Annotated in this window: 16 protein-coding genes; 8 read left to right on the top strand and 8 right to left on the bottom strand. The window is 68.8% G+C overall.

Going from position 1 to position 15947, the window contains the following annotated elements; all coding sequences use genetic code 11:
* The first annotated feature begins 58 nt into the window (after positions 1-58).
* A complete protein-coding gene (locus tag K5L49_RS08805) occupies positions 59-682 on the top strand; it encodes a hypothetical protein (RefSeq protein WP_223692018.1) in 624 nt (207 codons plus the stop codon).
* Positions 683-771: 89 nt separating this feature from the next.
* On the opposite strand, the gene gap is transcribed toward K5L49_RS08805, so the two are convergent.
* The 6 genes from gap to K5L49_RS08775 all read right to left on the bottom strand — a co-directional run bounded on the left by gap (position 772) and on the right by K5L49_RS08775 (position 6240).
* Positions 772-1767, bottom strand: a complete 996-nt coding sequence (gap, locus tag K5L49_RS08800; protein WP_223692016.1) for a type I glyceraldehyde-3-phosphate dehydrogenase — start codon at positions 1765-1767, stop codon at positions 772-774.
* A gap of 204 nt (positions 1768-1971) precedes the next feature.
* Positions 1972-2928 carry a GlxA family transcriptional regulator gene (locus K5L49_RS08795; protein ID WP_223692015.1) on the bottom strand — a complete coding sequence of 319 codons (957 nt, stop codon included), beginning with the start codon at positions 2926-2928 and terminating at the stop codon, positions 1972-1974.
* Between the two features lie 62 nt (positions 2929-2990).
* The gene (locus K5L49_RS08790) at positions 2991-4022 is read right to left on the bottom strand and encodes a cation diffusion facilitator family transporter (protein WP_223692013.1); all 1032 of its coding nucleotides are present in this window, start codon (positions 4020-4022) and stop codon (positions 2991-2993) included.
* The gene (locus K5L49_RS08785) at positions 4019-4387 is read right to left on the bottom strand and encodes an ArsR/SmtB family transcription factor (RefSeq protein ID WP_223692012.1); all 369 of its coding nucleotides are present in this window, start codon (positions 4385-4387) and stop codon (positions 4019-4021) included. Before K5L49_RS08785 ends, K5L49_RS08790 begins: the two co-directional genes overlap by 4 nt.
* A 30-nt stretch (positions 4388-4417) precedes the next feature.
* On the bottom strand, positions 4418-5149 hold the full coding sequence (locus K5L49_RS08780) for a phosphatase PAP2 family protein (RefSeq protein ID WP_223692004.1): 732 nt from the start codon (positions 5147-5149) through the stop codon (positions 4418-4420).
* 110 nt (positions 5150-5259) lie between these two features.
* Positions 5260-6240 carry a LacI family DNA-binding transcriptional regulator gene (locus tag K5L49_RS08775; protein WP_223692001.1) on the bottom strand — a complete coding sequence of 327 codons (981 nt, stop codon included), beginning with the start codon at positions 6238-6240 and terminating at the stop codon, positions 5260-5262.
* Between the two features lie 138 nt (positions 6241-6378).
* Here K5L49_RS08775 and K5L49_RS08770 point away from each other — a divergent pair, with 138 nt between their 5' ends.
* Genes K5L49_RS08770 through K5L49_RS08755 form a run of 4 tightly spaced genes read left to right on the top strand, consistent with a single transcriptional unit; the run spans position 6379 to position 10399 of the window.
* Entirely contained in the window at positions 6379-7656 is a 1278-nt protein-coding gene (locus K5L49_RS08770) for an ABC transporter substrate-binding protein (RefSeq protein WP_223692000.1), read from the top strand.
* Positions 7653-8603, top strand: a complete 951-nt coding sequence (locus K5L49_RS08765; protein WP_223691998.1) for a carbohydrate ABC transporter permease — start codon at positions 7653-7655, stop codon at positions 8601-8603. The genes K5L49_RS08770 and K5L49_RS08765 overlap by 4 nt, the downstream gene beginning before the upstream one ends.
* Positions 8600-9463, top strand: coding sequence for a carbohydrate ABC transporter permease (locus K5L49_RS08760; protein ID WP_223691996.1), 864 nt, complete (start codon positions 8600-8602; stop codon positions 9461-9463). Before K5L49_RS08765 ends, K5L49_RS08760 begins: the two co-directional genes overlap by 4 nt.
* Before the next feature lie 42 nt (positions 9464-9505).
* On the top strand, positions 9506-10399 hold the full coding sequence (locus tag K5L49_RS08755; protein WP_223691995.1) for a nucleoside hydrolase: 894 nt from the start codon (positions 9506-9508) through the stop codon (positions 10397-10399).
* A 62-nt stretch (positions 10400-10461) separates the two neighbouring features.
* On the opposite strand, the gene K5L49_RS08750 is transcribed toward K5L49_RS08755, so the two are convergent.
* Both K5L49_RS08750 and K5L49_RS08745 read right to left on the bottom strand, forming a co-directional pair.
* Positions 10462-11103: an NADPH-dependent F420 reductase gene (locus K5L49_RS08750; RefSeq protein ID WP_223691994.1), complete on the bottom strand. Its 642-nt coding sequence runs from the start codon at positions 11101-11103 to the stop codon at positions 10462-10464.
* A 54-nt stretch (positions 11104-11157) separates the two neighbouring features.
* Positions 11158-14097: a DEAD/DEAH box helicase gene (locus tag K5L49_RS08745; RefSeq protein ID WP_223691993.1), complete on the bottom strand. Its 2940-nt coding sequence runs from the start codon at positions 14095-14097 to the stop codon at positions 11158-11160.
* Positions 14098-14225: 128 nt separating this feature from the next.
* Here K5L49_RS08745 and K5L49_RS08740 point away from each other — a divergent pair, with 128 nt between their 5' ends.
* Genes K5L49_RS08740 through K5L49_RS08730 form a run of 3 tightly spaced genes read left to right on the top strand, consistent with a single transcriptional unit; the run spans position 14226 to position 15908 of the window.
* Complete coding sequence (locus K5L49_RS08740; RefSeq protein ID WP_223691991.1) at positions 14226-14684, top strand: hypothetical protein; 459 nt, start codon at positions 14226-14228, stop codon at positions 14682-14684.
* Positions 14678-14923: a helix-turn-helix transcriptional regulator gene (locus tag K5L49_RS08735; protein ID WP_223691990.1), complete on the top strand. Its 246-nt coding sequence runs from the start codon at positions 14678-14680 to the stop codon at positions 14921-14923. Before K5L49_RS08740 ends, K5L49_RS08735 begins: the two co-directional genes overlap by 7 nt.
* The gene (locus K5L49_RS08730; RefSeq protein ID WP_223691988.1) at positions 14916-15908 is read left to right on the top strand and encodes an NAD(P)-dependent alcohol dehydrogenase; all 993 of its coding nucleotides are present in this window, start codon (positions 14916-14918) and stop codon (positions 15906-15908) included. Before K5L49_RS08735 ends, K5L49_RS08730 begins: the two co-directional genes overlap by 8 nt.
* The last annotated feature ends 39 nt before the right edge of the window (positions 15909-15947 follow it).

Below are 15947 nucleotides of genomic sequence, written 5' to 3'. Positions count from 1 at the left end.
CGCAGATCCGTGACGAACTCCCAGCGGAGGTCTGAGATCGGTGTGATGTGCTTGGCAGATGGAACAGAACCCGCCACCGCCGCCGGTCCCCGGACCGGACCAGCCGCCCGCGCAGCAGCAGGGCCAGCAGCCGTGGTCGGCCGTTCCACCACCCGCCCAGCAGGAGCCCCCGGCCCCGTTCGCCTCGGCTGCTCGGGAGCCGTTCTATCGCCGCCACGGCCTCGGGTTCGCGATCACGGCCGGGGTGCTCGCCCTCGTCGTCGTCTCCGTCGGGGTCGCGCTCGGCGCCTACGCGATCACCAGCGCGACGAGCTCGCATTCGTCCGCGGTCGCGCGCGGATCGGGATTCGGTGCGCATTCGGGCATCGGCGGGCGGGGCTTTCCCGGCGCGGCGCGCGGCGGGGTGGTCCGCGGCACGATCGCCTCGATCTCCGGCTCGACCTGGACGGTCGACACCGTCGCGGGCGGCACCGTCACAGTCGAGGTGAGGTCGTCGACGACGTTCGGAACACCGGCATCCCCCGAGAGAGCCTCCGGGTTCACTGTGGGCGAGTCCGTGGTCGTGGTCGGCAAACGCTCGGGCACGACGGTCACAGCGACCCGGGTGGTGAAGGCGAGCGCCGTGATCGGCCGGCCGCCGTCGCAGCCCGGCTCGACGGCGACGCCCGGGTCTGGACTCTAGCCCCGCCGGCGAGTTGTCGGGAATCGCCGTGCGATCGAACGATCACACGGCGATTCGCGACAACCCGGTGAGGGGGTGCGGATGCGCGCTCAGCCGGCGAGGAGTCCGAGGGTGTCGACGACCCGGTTCGAGAAGCCCCACTCGTTGTCGTACCAGGCGACGACTTTGATGTGGCGGCCGTCGACCCGGGTGAGTGCGGAGTCGAAGATCGAGGAGGCCGGGTTGCCGGTGATGTCGGACGACACCAGCGCATCCTCCGAATACTCCAGGATGCCCGCGAGCGGCCCGTCGGCGGCGGCGCGGTAGGCGGCGAGCACGTCTTCGCGGGTCACGTCGCGGGCGACGGTCGTATTGAGTTCGACGATGGACCCCACCGGAACCGGCACGCGGATGGAGTCTCCCGACAGTTTGCCGTCGAGGCCGGGGAGCACGAGGCCGATGGCCTTGGCCGCCCCGGTCGTCGTCGGCACGATGTTGACGGCGGCGGCGCGCGCGCGGCGCGGATCTCGGTGCGGCCCGTCCTGCAGGTTCTGCTCCTGCGTGTAGGCGTGAACAGTGGTCATGAAGCCGTGTTCGATGCCGGCGAGCTCGTCGAGCACCGCGGCCAGCGGGGCCAGGGCGTTCGTCGTGCAGGATGCGTTGGAGACGATCGTGTGCACGGCCGGGTCGTAGGCGTCGGTGTTGACGCCGTAGGCGAGCGTCACCTGTGCGCCGTCGGCCGGCGCACTGATGAGAACCTTCTTCGCTCCCGCATCGAGGTGCGCGCCTGCGGCCGTCGCCGAAGTGAAGCGTCCCGTCGACTCGAGGACGATATCGACACCGAGTTCGGCCCAGGGTAGCTGCGCCGGGTCGCGTTCGGCGAGCACGGCGATGCGGCGGCCATCGACGACGAGAGTGTTCCCGTCGACCGTCACCGGTCGGCCGAGGCGGCCCGCCGTGGAGTCGAAGGCGAGGAGCTTGGCCAGCGCGGCGGGTTCGGTCAGATCGTTGACGGCGACGATGTCGAGGTCGCTGTCGCGTTCGAGCAGGGCGCGCAGCACGTTGCGTCCGATGCGTCCGAAACCGTTGATGGCGATGCGGGTCATGGATGTTTCCTTCCGGTCGTGACCAGCATCACCGCCCCCGCGGCTCCCTGCCAGAGGCGAGAGCGCCATGGTTCGAAAGGATCACGCCACTCGCACCCGCCCGCACCCGCTCACGCCACGACCATGGCGCCCGACATGTGTGCCGAATCGTTGGAAGCGCCGCGGTGGAGCCGACATATGCGCCACATGTCGGTGCTGGCGAGGTCAGTCTCCGGGTGCGAAGGTGTGGCGGTACTCGCTGGGAGTGGTGCCGAGGATGCGCTGGAAGTGCATCCGCAGATTGGCGCCGGTGCCGAGCCCCACGTCGGCGGCGATCTGTTCGACGCTCAGGGCGGAGCGCTCGAGCAGTTCGCGCGCGACGTCGATGCGCGCGCGCATCACCCACTGCATCGGGGTGTATCCCGTGTCGGCGACGAAGTGCCGCGAGAAGGTGCGCGGCGACACCGCGGCATGGCGGGCGAGAATCGTGAGGGTGAGCGGTTCGGCGAGGTGGTGCAGCGCCCATTCGCGTGTCGAGGCGAATCGTTCGCCGAGCGGGTCGGGCACGCTGCGCGGCACGTATTGCGCCTGTCCGCCGCTCCGGTAGGGCGCCGCGACGAGCCGCCGGGCTGCATGGTTGGAGGCCGCGACGCCGAGGTCGCCGCGCAGGATGTGCAGGCACAGGTCGATGCCGGAGGCGGCGCCCGCCGAGGTGAGAACGCTGCCCTCGTCGACGAACAGCACGTTCTCGTCGACGCGGACCAGCGGATGCTTTGCCGCGAGAGCGCGCGTGTAGTGCCAATGCGTCGTGGCGCGTTTTCCGTCGAGGAGCCCTGTCGCGGCGAGGGCGAAGGCGCCGGTCGAGATGGCCGCGAGCCTGGCGCCCCGTTCGTGGGCTGCGATGAGGGCATCGACGACGGCCCGCGGCGGGTCATCGCGGTCGGGGAAGCGGGAGCCCGGGATGAAGACGATGTCGGCCCATTCGAGTGCTTCGAGGCCGTCCGCCACGTGGTACGACAGCCCGTCGCCGCCGGTCACCAGTCCCGGGGAGGCACCGCACACGCGCACGTCGTACGGCATGCTCGCGCGGGTGGTGAACACCTGCGCCGGGATGCCGACGTCGAGCGGCTTGGCGCCCTCCAGCACGAGGACGGCGACGCGATGCGGGCGGGATGCTGGCACGTGACCAGGCTACGCGGCCCTCCCCGCGCCGAGTGCACATCGCTCAGGGGAGTGCACATCGCTCACGGAGTTGAGCGGATGCGGAAGTCGTCCAGGGAGCCGACGTCGGCCTTGACCCGCGTGGTCGCGTCGATGGCGATGGTCTCGGCGGCTGCCAGGCTCAGCTCGCCGAGCGCGATGGTCGCCCCGCCCTGCAGACGGTGGCCCACCCAGCGCAACTGGACTTCCGTGACGCCGCGCACGCCCGGTGTGTGCTCCAGTGCGTGCTCGACGCGGTGCAGCAGCTCGGGTTCGATACCGTCGAGGAGGCGGCGTCCGATGCTCCGGATCGTTCCCGCGAGCAGCACGACGATCGCGATCGAGATGAGCAGCCCCACGATCGGGTCGGCGAGCGGAAAGCCGAGGAGAGCGCCGATCGCTCCCAGAACGACGGCGAGCGATGTGAACCCGTCGAGCCGGGCATGGACGCCGTCGGCGACCAGAGCCGCCGACCCGATGCGTTGCCCGACCCGGATGCGGTAGACCGCCACCACCTCATTGCCGGCGAATCCGACGAACCCGGCGGCGACCACCCACCAGAGGTTGTGCAGTGGATGCGGCGAAAGGAACCGGTCGATCGACTGCCAGGCCGCGACGATCGCGGAGAGGGCGACGACGGCGACGATGAACAGACCGGCGAGGTCTTCGGCGCGGCCCAGGCCGTAGGTGTAGCGGCGGGTGGCGGCGCGGCGTCCCAAGACGAACGCGATCCAGAGGGGGACGGCGGTGAGCGCATCCGAGAAGTTGTGCACCGTGTCGGCGAGCAGGGCGACCGACCCGCTGAGCAGCACGACGGCGAACTGCAGCACCGTCGTCGCCAGCAGCAGGAAGAGGCTGATCTTGAGGGCACGGACGCCCTCGCGGCTCGCCTCCAGAGCATCGTCGATGGAGTCGGCGGCGTCATGCGAATGGGGGAGGAAGAGGCCGCGCAGCACGCCGCGGATGCCGGCCGGATGCCCGTGGCCGTGGCCGTGGCCGTGGCCGTGGCTGTGGCCGTGCTCGTGGCCGTGCTCGTGCTCGTGCTCGTGCTCGTGGCTATGGTCGTGTGCGGTCATTCTTCGCGCTCGACGGCGCCCGCATGGTGGTGCCGCGGGCTGCCACCGAGCGTGTGCTCGGCCTGGAAGATCGCATCCGACACCAGCTGTCGCGTGTGTTCGTTGGCCAGCTGGTAGAAGACGCGGGTGCCTTCCTGCCTGGTCGAGACCATGCGGGCGAGGCGCAGCTTCGCCAGGTGCTGGGAGACGGAGGCGGGGGTCTTGTCAAGGATGTCGGCGAGGTGGTTCACCGAGAGCTCCTGGTCTCGCAGCGCGAGGATGATCCGCACCCTGGTCGCATCCGCGAGCATCCCGAAGACTTCGACCGCGAGTTCGACATACTGGCTGTCCGGTTGACGGCCGCAAATCTGCTTATCTGCATCCATACGCAGATTATTGCATAGTGCGCGGGAGGGTCAGCGAGCAGACCTCGGCCGCAGGAGCAGGCGCTCCACCGGCGCGGCGAGCCACTGGGTCCAGACGGCCAGGAAGGCGAACATCACCGCGGTCGTGTAGACGACCGCGCCGACCACATCCGCGGGGTAGTGCGCGCCGATGTAGAGGCGCGACCAGGCCACGACGATGGCCCCGACAGCGCCGACCGCGATGGCGATCCATTGCGAGCGCCGCCCCCGCAGCAGCAGGATGATGCCGACGGCCAGGGCGGTGGCGAGGCAGGTGTGACCGCTGGGGAAGCTCGCGTTGTTCACCTCCGTCGACAGCGGATGCGCGAGAAGGTGGTAGTCGGGGCGGGCGCGGTGCACGATGATCTTCACCAGTTCGGAGCTCAACCAGCCGCCGGCGACCGTCAGGGCGAAGGTGAGGAAGACCATCGCATCCCGGGTTCGCCAGAGCACGCCGAGCGAGACGAGGATCACGAGTACGAGACCTTGCAGGGGAGAGAGCACCCAGCCGATGGTGAGTGCGACCGCGTCCAGGGCGGGAACATGGCCACGGCTGAGCGCCTGGTCGAACCCGAGCTCGGTTCGGGACCACGCGGCCGAGCCCGACAGTGCGATGGCGGCGGTGAGCAGCACGAGCGCGACCAGAACGCAGACGACGAACACGGCACGCGGATGCCGGAATGGGCGCAGGATGCCGCGCACATCGGCGCGGCGCCCGGCCGGCGCGAGAAGCGCAGTTGACATGGGGAACCCTCACTCTCCGCCTCCGCCCGATCACGCGGCGGGGACGCGCACCAGCCTGCGCGTCGCGCCCCCAGAAATCTCTGAGACGTGGATCGGCGCTGCGCCGACCGCTAACAGCCGCAGGAGGCGCGCGGAACGAATTCGAAGTCGAACAGTTCGTGCACGGTCTCCTCGCCGCCGAGATCGACCAGCAGGGTCATCGCGCGGTCGGCGATCGCGGCGACGGGCTGCTTGACGGTGGCGAGCGGGGGGACGGCGAAACCGGAGTGGGCGGTTCCGTCGAAGCCGACGACGGCGAGGTCTCCCGGAACGGAGAGGCCGCACTCGTACGCGGCGTAGAGCACTCCGAAGGCCTGTTCGTCGGTCGTGGCGTAAAGCGCCCGCGGGTGCTCCGACTCGCGCAGCCAGGCGAGGGCCGTCTCTGCGGCGTCAGCCCGCGAGATGCTCGACGAGCGGACGTGGGTGACCGGCCGGCCGGCCTCCTCCATCGCCTGGGTGAACCCGCGGAGGTGCTGCCGGGATCCGGCCGAGTCGCCGGGGCCGTTCAGGAGGCCGATCGACGGGTAGCCGTGTGCCAGGAGGTGGGCGGTGGCGCTGTGGGCGGCCTTCTCGTAGTCGATGGTCAGGGATGAGACGTTCTTGGTCTCGTCGATGGGGTGCAGTACGACGACAGGGAGGCCGGCCTGCTGGAAGAGTGAGATGTCCGGCTCGTCCAGCAGCGAGACGAGGATGACGGCGTCGACCCGACGGTCGACGAAGGACGCCATGTGCAGTCGCTCCTGTTCCGCGTTCATCGCCGAGTCGCCGATGAGGAGGAGGTTGTCGCGGTCGAGCGCAGCATCTTCGATGGCGCGGGCGAGCTCGCCGAAGTAGGAGTTCGCGATGTCCGGCACGATGAGGCCGATCGATGCGGTGCGGCCGGCGCTCAGGGCTTTGGCCACGACGTTCGGGCGGTAGTTGAGCTCCGCGGCGGCATCGAGCACGCGCTGCCGCGTGGCCGGTGAGACGTTCCGCGGGCCATTGTTGAACACATAGCTGACCACCGCTGTCGACGTTCCCGCCCGCTCGGCCACATCCCGTCCCGTGATCATGCGAGGCTCCCCCCTCTAAACGATTAGATAACCTTGATCATAGGGGCTTGCGCCCCGTCTGCGGTCGGGATATCGTCATCTAACCGATTAGTTCTATCCGCTTAGATAGTCGAAGCTCGCCCCCGAAAGGAAGACACAATGAGGCGTTTGTCCCTGGCAGCAGCTGCCGTCGTCGCCGCGAGCCTGGTGCTCGCAGGCTGCTCGTCGGCCCCCGCATCCACCGGGCGATCCACGGTGCAGTTCCTGGGTCCGGAAGACCCGGCGACCTTCGCACCGGTGATCGCCGGATTCGAGAAGAAGAACCCGACCATCACGGTCACGTACACCCAGGTTCCGTTCGACCAGCTCAGCAGCACGCTGCAGCAGCGGCTCGGAGCCAAAGACACCACGATCGACGTGTTCGCCGTCGACCAGCCCAACGTCTCCCAGCTCGCCGCCCAAGGATTCCTGGAAGACCTGAGCGCCCTCGAGCCCCAGGCGAAGGCCGCGACGTCGAGCGCCCAGTACAAGATCAACCTCTACAAGGGCAAGATGTGGGCCCTGTCGGTCTGGAACTCGACCCAGATGCTCTTCTACAACAAGGATGCGCTGAGCAAGGCAGGGGTCACCGCACCCTCCGCCGACCCTGCGCAGCGATGGACCTGGGAACAGACCGAAGCGGCCGCGAAAAAGGCGCAGGCTGCGGGGATCAAGAACGGTTTGCTGCTCGAACAGGTCGAGGCCTACTACCAGCTGCAGCCGCTCGTCGAATCCGCCGGCGGCGGCTCCGGCATCACCGGCAAAGACATGCTCACCCCCGATGTGGCCAACGCGGGGTGGAAGAAGGCGATGCAGTGGTATGCCGACTCGTTCGCATCCGGGCTCTCGCCCCGCGGCGTCGGCGGCTTCCAGACCAGCCCCGTCTTCACCAACGGCGATGTCGCCTTCTTCGTCGGCGGGCCGTGGGATGTCGGAAACTTCGCGGGAAGCGCCACGTTCGACTGGGGGGTCGCCCCCATGCCGTACTTCGAAGGCGGCAAGCAGGTCACTCCGACCGGATCGTGGTCGTGGGGCATCAACCCGGCGTCGAAGAACAAGGATGCGGCGAAGAAGTTCCTCGAATACGCGGCGCTCGACCCGGCCGGAAACCTCTCCACCACCGAGAAGACGACGATCATCCCCGCGAACTCGAAGGCCGCGGCCGAGTACCTGCCGACACTGGAGAAGCTCGGCGGCGCCAAGAGTGCCGGGGTCGCCGACCTCATCACCTATGAGATCGACCACACGGCCGTGGCGCGCCCCGTCTCCGTCGGCTACGTGCAGTTCGAGTCCGTGATGAACAAGGCCTTCGCCGACATCCGGAATGGGGCGCCCGTGGATGCCCGGCTGACGCAGGCCACGCAGCAGCTCAAAGACGCCTGGAGCCAGCTGAGATGAGCGTCGGCACCCAGCACACCGGAACGCGCGTTCGCGCGCGTTCCGGTGTGACGGCCGGCGGCGGGAGGCGACGCACGGTCCCGCTGCGGTCGCGTCCGGCCGTCGTCGCCCTGCTGTTCCTGAGCCCGGCGCTGCTCAGCCTCGTCGTGCTTCGGCTCGCCCCGGCCGCCAGCGCCCTGTGGGACAGCCTGTTCCGGCAAAGCCTGCTGGCCGGCGGAACCGTGTTCGTCGGCGTGCAGAACTACGTGGATCTCTTCGCGAACGCCGACTTCCGCAACGCCCTTCTCGTGACGATCGTCTTCACGATCCTGATCAACCCGATCCAGATCGCGGTGGCCTTCCTCCTCGCGGTGCTCTACACCAAGCGCGCCGCGGGATCCCGGGTCTGGCGATCGCTGGTGATCCTTCCCATCGCCGTTCCGCCGGCCGTCTCCGCGGTCATCTGGAGCGTCATCTACCGCCCGGACGGCCTGGCGAACTCGTTCCTGCGTCAGCTCGGCCTTCCCGCCCAGCCTTTCCTCACCTCGCCGCAGCAGGCGCTGGGCTCGATCATCGTGCTCCTGTCGTGGGTGGGGGTCGGGTACTGGATGCTCTTCCTGATCGCCGGGATCAACGACATCCCGGGCTCGTACTACGAGGCCGCCTCGCTCGACGGCGCCTCGGCCTGGCGGCAGCTGTGGAGCATCACCTTCCCGCTGGTGCGCCGCCCGCTCGCGTTCGTGCTCGTGGCCGACACTGTCTCGAACTTCCTCGTCTTCGCACCCGTGCAGATCCTGACGAAAGGCGGGCCGCAAGGATCGACGAACCTTCTCATGTACGACATCTACAACCGGGCGTACACCCTCGGCGACCTGAACAAGGCGCAGGCGGAGGTCATCATCCTGGTGATCGTCACCATCGCGATCGTCGCCCTCCAGTTCCGGCTGCTGAGGAGCGAAGACTCATGACCACGGCCTCACCCGCCCGCCGCCGATCACGGCGCCGGACCGCCTCCTACCTGGCACTCACGATCGCCGCGGCGATCGTCGGGCTGCTCTTCCTGCTGCCCCTGTGGTGGACCCTCGTCAACTCGCTGCGGCCGGGCGCCGAGACGTTCAGCTACCTGGACCCCCTCCAGTGGCGCACTTTCTTCACGGTGAGCCCGACTCTCGATAACTACGTCAGCCTGCTGAGCAGCGATCTCGGCCGGGCAGTGGGCAACTCGCTCTTCGTCAGTATCGCCACCGTGATCCTCGGGCTGGTCATCTGCGCGATGGCCGCGTTCGGATTGGCGGCCATCCCGTTCCGCGGGCGCACGGCCGTCTTCTCGATCGTGATCCTGAGCTTCCTCATCCCGTTCGACTCGATCGCCATCCCGCTGGCGAACCTCTTCCGCGACTGGGATCTGCAGAACACCTTCGCCGGGCTGATCCTGCCGGGCATCGGGAATGGCATGGCCATCTTCCTGCTGCGCACGTTCTTCCTCGCCATCCCGACCGAGTTGGTGGAGGCGGGGCGGCTCGACGGGCTGGGCTGGTGGGGGATCTTCACCAGGATCTACCTCCCACTCTCGCGTCCCTCGCTCATCGGTGCCGGCCTCACGCTGTTCCTGTTCCAATGGCAGGCCTACGTGTGGCCGCTGCTCATGGGGACAGACCAGAACCACATCGTCGGTCCGGTCGCGCTCTCCAATCTGCAGGGCCAGTTCAACGTCGACTACGGCGTGCTGTTCGCCGGGTCGATCGTGCTCACGGTCATCCCGCTGGCGATCATCGTGGCCTGCCAGCGCTACTTCATCCAGTCGGTCAGCACCACCGGCATCAAATAGTCAGCCGTTCACCTCCTTTCCGCTCCTTTCCGAAAGACACCCATGCCTGAAACACACCACGTCATCCTCGACACCGACATCGGCAGTGACGTCGACGACGCCCTCGCGCTCGCGCAGATCCTCGGCACGGAGGAGATCGACCTCCTCGGCGTGACCACCGTGTACGGGGATGTGCTCCTCCGTGCCCGTCTCGCCCGTCGCCTCGCCTCGCTGGCCGGTCGGGATATCGCCGTGCACGCCGGGATCGGTGAGCCGCGCTCCGGCCGTGAGGTCTGGTGGGCCGGCCACGAGGGGAGTCTCCATGCCGACCTGGAGACCGAGCACGTCGATCCGCTGCCGGCGGTCGACTTCCTCACCCAGACCGTGCTGGCGCGCCCCGGCGAGATCGACGTCATCGCGATCGGGCCGTTGACCAATATCGCGGCCGCGATCGAGGTCGACGGTTTCGCCGAAGCCGTCCGGCATCTCTGGATCATGGGCGGCGCGTTCACCGACGACGAGGTGGAGCACAACCTCCGCAGCGATGTTGCCGCGGCCGAGCGGGTGTTCGCCGCCGGGATCCCCACGACGATCACCGGTCTCGAGGTCACCCGCCGACTCGAGATCCGGGCCGACCAGCTCGGCCGGATCGCCGGGGCCGGGCCGCTCGGTGCCTCCCTGCAAGCCGATGTGCAGCAGTGGTGGGACTTCTGGAACGAGGAATGGAATGTGCCGCACGACCCGGTGACCGTGCTGACGATGCTGCGTCCCGAGCTGTTCGCGTTCGGGCCTGTCGGCCGGATCTCCCTGGTCGCTGAGGGGGAGCACGAAGGTCGCAGCACTTTCCATCCCGACCCCTCCGGCTCGATTCGGGTGGCACTCTCCGTCGACGCCACTGCTGCCGCCGAATCCATCGTCGCCGCCATCATCGCCGCCTCTCCCGCCCCGGCCGCCTAATCAGTCGAGGGGCGGCACAAGCACGGAAGTCGGTGCTTGTGCCGACCCTCAACGACAGGGAGCTAGATGGTGCGGGGGGCCTTCTTGAGGTTCTCCTCCAGCTCGGCGCGGTTCTGTCGCACCACGTAGGCAGGGCGGTCGCGCTCGACGCGCCAGCTCTCCGCAAGCGGGCCGACGTTCACGGTGTCGTAGCCGAACTCGTCGTAGATGCGGGTGACGAGCTCCGCGGCCTCGTCGTGATCGCTCGCCGTGGCCAGCGCGCGCCGGTTTTCGGTGCCGGTGGGCGTGCCATCCGTCTGGATGTCGCCCGAGGCGATGTGGTTGAACCCCTTGGCGACCTTCGAGGCGGGCAGGTGCGCCTGCAGCAGGCCCGAGACCGTGGCGGTGCCGTCGTCGAGTTCGGCGATGTGGCCGTCGCGCTCCCAGTAGTAGTTGTTCGTGTCGATGACGATCTTCCCGGCCAGCGGCTCGACGGGGAGGTCCCGGTAGTTCTTGAGGGGAACGGTGACGACGACGAAGTCGCCCGCGGCAGCGGCCTCGGCGGCGGTCGCGGCGGTCGCAGCCGGACCGAGATCCTGCACGAGGTCGGCCAGCGTCTCCGGGCCGCGGGAGTTGGCGATGGTCACGGTGTACCCGTGCTCGATGAAGGTGCGGGCGAGCGCTGTGCCGATGTGGCCGGCTCCGATGATTCCTACGGTTGTCATGCACCGTACAAGCGTTCGGCGGCGGCATCCATTCCGTCGCTCCGTGTTCGACGGTCAGTCGTCGAGGAGACCGCGGATGTCATCGGCGGTGAGTGCCGCACCGAGGGCGGCGTTCTCGTCGTCCATCAGGGCGTCGAAGAGCCGCGCTTTGCGGTCTTGGAGCGCGAGGACCTTCTCCTCGATCGTGTCGGTCGCGATCATTCGATAGACCATCACGTTCGCGGTCTGCCCGATGCGGTGCGTGCGGTCGATCGCCTGGGCCTCGGTGGCCGGATTCCACCACGGGTCGAGTAGGAAGACGTAGTCGGCCTCAGTGAGGGTGAGACCGAATCCGCCGGCTTTCAGGCTGATCAGGAAGGCTGGAGCCGTCCCCTCTTTGAACCGGCGGATGACCTCGGGTCGCCGCCGCGTCGTGCCGTCGAGGTAGTCATAGCGGATGCCCCGCTCGTCGAGGCGGGCTCTGAGCCGGCCGAGGAGGCTGGTGAACTGGCTGAAGATCAGGGCTCGGTGCCCACCGGCGATCACCTCGTCGAGTTCGTCGAGCAGCACATCAAGTTTGGCCGACGGGATGTCGCTGTACTGCTCGTCGAGCAGTGAGGCGTCGAGTGCGAGCATGCGCAGCAGGGTGAGCGAGCGGAACACGATGAACCGGTTGCGGTCGAGGTCTTCCACCAGGCCGAGCAGTTTCTGCCGTTCGCGTTGCAGGAAACGGTCGTAGAGCGCCCGATGCCGCGGAGCGAGGTCGACGCGCAGCACCTGCTCCTGCTTCTCCGGGAGTTCGGATGCGACGGCCTCTTTGGTGCGTCGCAGCAGCAGCGGTCGCACCCGGTCGCGGAGCCGGCGGATGAGGTCGGGGCGCTCGCCGGCCGCGAGAGGTTTCAGGTATTGGTCGCCGAACCGCACGCCGCTGGGGAGCAGGCCGGGCGAGACGACGTGAAAGATCGACCACACATCCATCAGGTCGTTCTCCAGCGGGGTGCCGGTGATGGCCAACTTGAACGGGGTGCTCAGCTCCACCGCGGCCTGGTGCGCCTTGGAGCGGCGGTTCTTGATCAGCTGTGCCTCGTCGAGGATGAGTCCGGCCCACTCCCGCGCCCGGTACGCCACGGCGTCGAGGCGGAACAGCGCGTAGGAGGTGATGATGACATCCGCTCCGGCGGCGAGGTCGGACAGTGTGGTGCGCCCTTTCGCCAGGGTCGTCGTCAGCGTTGTCACCCTGAGGCGCGGGGCGAATCGCGCCGCCTCGGCCGCCCAGTTGGCGACGACTGAGGTGGGCGCGACGACGAGGAACGGCCGGCGGTCGGGGGCCGGGGTCGTCTCTCGCACGTGGTCGAGGAGTGCGAGCGTCTGCAGCGTCTTGCCGAGACCCATGTCGTCGGCCAGCACGCCCCCGAGCGCGTGGGCCCAGAGGAAGGCGAGCCAGCGGAACCCCTCCACCTGGTAGGGGCGCAGTGTCGCGGCGATCGTCTCGGGCACCGGTGTCGCGTCGAGCGTCTCGCCCGCCCTGATGCTGCGCAGCCCGGTCATGGTGCGTTGCCACGACTCGGCTTGCCGGGTCTCGTCGGCGAGCTCTTCGAATTCCGACCAGAGGTGAGCCTGGTAGCGGTTGATCCGCAGCCGGCCCGTCTCCCATTCGTCGAGCGAGCCGGCCTCGATGATCAGGAGGCGCAGCTCGTCGAACACCGGCTGCTTCAGCGAGAGGTAGGTCTTGTCGACCATCAGCAGCTTGTCGCGGCCCTTCGAGAGCGCAGTGAAGAGCGGTGTGAACGGGATGGTGCGCCCTTCCACCGTGACGAGCACGCCCAGGTCGAACCAGTCGCGCTTGTCGGTCTCGACGGTGGTGACGACGAGGCGCGGGGTCTCGGTCAGCTCGCGATAGTCGGGGCGCGCGCCCAGCACATCCACTCGGAGGTCGCTGCGTCGTTCGAGCGCGGGGAGCACGCTCGCGGCGAAGTCGGCTGCGGCGGCGCCACTGAGGCGCTTCTTCTGCGGCGGGGCGCCCAGCGTCTGGTCGAGGTCGGCGGGAAGGGGATGCGCGGGCAGTGCCTCCCGCTCGCCGTCCGTCTCCCACGCCCAGTCCAGGTCGAGCAGATCGCCTTCCGCGAACGAGGCGGTGAGCACCAGCAGGGGTGGCACGATCTCGGGGAACGTCACCGAGTCGTCCGAGCTCACGACTTCGACGATCCGCCGCAGTCGAGGGTAGTAGTGCTGGAGGAACTCGCCGGCGTCGGCGGCCGGAACGTCGATCGGGTCCGGTGCGCCGAGGAGCCGCCGCTGCTCGGTGCTGAGTGGCGCTGTGGTGGGGGCGAGGGTGAAGCGGGGCTCCGGCGAGAACTCCCAGGCGTAGACCCCGTGGTCGTCGATCGCTCCGACGGAGCCGGCCGGATGCGCCCGGTCGTCGATCACGGTCATCGGACGCAGGCGCAGCTCGGCCGTCTCGCCGGCGGTGACATCGATGGTCACCCGCGCGTTATCGGCGAGGCGGACGGAGGTCTCGCGTTTGCCGCTGACGAGGGCGATCCCGAGCTGTTCGCCCTCGGCCAGCAGCGGCCAGAGGAGGCGGCTGGCGAAGTCGTCGAGGAACAGCCATTCGGCGTCGCCCGGCACATAGACATCGCGCACGGAGCGGTGGAGCGCGGCGAACTGCACGAACCAGCGGTGCTGTTCCGCGCCGACGCCAAGACGGTTCAGCGAGTGGGGCAGGCTCGTCCAGGTGAGGGAGCCGCGCACCCAGTTGCCGGTGGCGCTGCGGGTGACCGGGCGGACACCGAGCCGGAGGGTGCCGCCTCCGCCGTTCGTGGTGGCGGCCGCACGGGATGCGGTGACCGTGCGCGATTTCGGAGCCTCCCAGCGCCCGCCGGGAGCGCTGAGCCGTTCCCGCAGCTCGAACTGCAGCCCCAGAGTGGTCGCCGCGGTGCGCGCGGCCGCGGCCGGCCGGGACAGCTCGGCGATGCCGGCCTTCCAGCCGGCGATCGAACGGGCGGCCTCGGGCATGCCTCCACCTTCTCACGGGCGGGGGACATGCGATGCTCAGCGGCGGATGGCCTGAGATGCCGACTCGTGACATCGCGGCAGAATGTTAATGATTCTTGACATGATGTCAGAACTGTTTTACCTTGAAGGTGTCAAAGATTCTTTACCCGGGAGGCGCGATGTCCTACGACGAGAAGAACGCCTGGGCGTTCCTGATCACCGCGGTCGCGGCATACGCGGTCTATGTCGGGGTGGTGCTCTTCGGCGCCGCGGGCGGCCCGCTCGTGGCGGCCGACTACGCTCCCGTGCTGCTCTGGACGGTCGGTGGCGCCATCGTGGCGAACATCATCCTGAGCATCCCCATCACCGCCACCTCGCCCACGGGGCGGCAGCGGCGGGACCAGAGAGACCGCGAGATCAAGCGATTCGGCGACACCGTCGGCCAGTCGTTCGTGATCATCGGCGCCGTCGCCGCGTTGCTGCTCGCGCTGCTCCAGGCGGACACCTTCTGGATCGCGAACGCGGTCTACCTCGCCTTCGTGCTCTCCGCGGTGGTCGGGTCGATCGCCCGGGTCGTCGCATACCGCACGGGGGTCCCCACATGGTGAAGCCCACGAGCGTCACCAACAGCATCCGCGCGCTTCGTTTCGCCGCCGGTGAGATGACCCAGGCCCAGCTCGCCGACCGCATCGGCGTCACCCGGCAGACCGTGATCGCGATCGAGCAGGGCAGATATTCGCCGTCGCTCGAACTGGCATTCCAGATCGCACGGGTGTTCGGCGTTCCGCTCGACTCCGTCTTCCAGTACCCGGCCGATGCGTCGGCAGAAGGGGGCTCCCATGGCTGACAGGCTCCCTGAGACGATGGCTGCCGTCGTGCAGCACCGCTACGGGCCGGTCGAAGAACTGAGCGTCTCCGAGACGGCGGTTCCCCTGATCGGGGCGGGCGATGTGCTCGTGCGGGTTCACGCGGCGGGCGTGGATGCGGGCACCTGGCACCTGACGACAGGGCGCCCCCTGCTCATGCGTGTGATCGGCTTCGGCATGCGCGGTCCCACGTCCGCCGTTCGGGGCCTCGCCTTCGCCGGCCGGGTCGTGGCGGTCGGCTCCGCCGTGAGGCGCTACAGCCCCGGTGATGATGTGTTCGGCAGTGCCCCTGGCGCGTTCGCCGAATACCTGCGGGTGGCTGAGGGTGAGCTCGCAGCCCTGCCGACCGGGCTCGGCTACGAGCAGGCGGCCGCGGTTCCGATCTCCGGGGTCACCGCTCTGCAGGCCGTGCGTGCGGCGGATGTGACGGCGGGCCGGCGGGTTCTCGTGATCGGCGCGGCCGGCGGCGTCGGCACCTTCGCCGTGCAGCTGGCAGTCGGCCTCGGCGCGACCGTGACCGGGGTCTGCAGCGGCGGCAAAGCCGCTCTCGTGCGCGAGCTCGGCGCCGAACGCGTGATCGACTACACCGACACCGACGTGACCGCGCTGCCCGAACGCTGGGATGCGATCATCGACACGGCGGGAAACCGGCCGCTCGCCCGGCTGAGAAAGGTGCTGGCTCCTGCCGGCTCCCTGGTCATCGTCGGGGGCGAGGCGAACGGCTCACCGCTCGGCGGCATGGGACGCGTCCTCGGTGCCGCGCTGGCCGACCCGTTCACCCGGCAGAGGCTCCGCGGTCTCGTCTCCAGGGAGAACGCGGCCGACCTGGCCGAGCTGGGACGGCTCGTGGAGGCCGGGGTCGTGCATCCGGTGATCGACACCGTGTATCCGCTGGCCGCCGTGGCGGAGGCCGTGCGCCACGTCGGCGACGGCCGGGCACGCGGCAAAGTCGTCCTCGCTCTCTGATATCTCTGATCGGAGTGGGACACTCGGAAGATCCCGCCC

It is taken from the genome of Leifsonia poae, assembly GCF_020009625.1.
In the GTDB taxonomy this organism is placed as follows: Bacteria; Actinomycetota; Actinomycetes; order Actinomycetales; family Microbacteriaceae; genus Leifsonia; species Leifsonia poae_A.
Note: the sequence above shows the minus strand (reverse complement) of the source record. Positions and strands in the feature narration are given on the sequence as shown.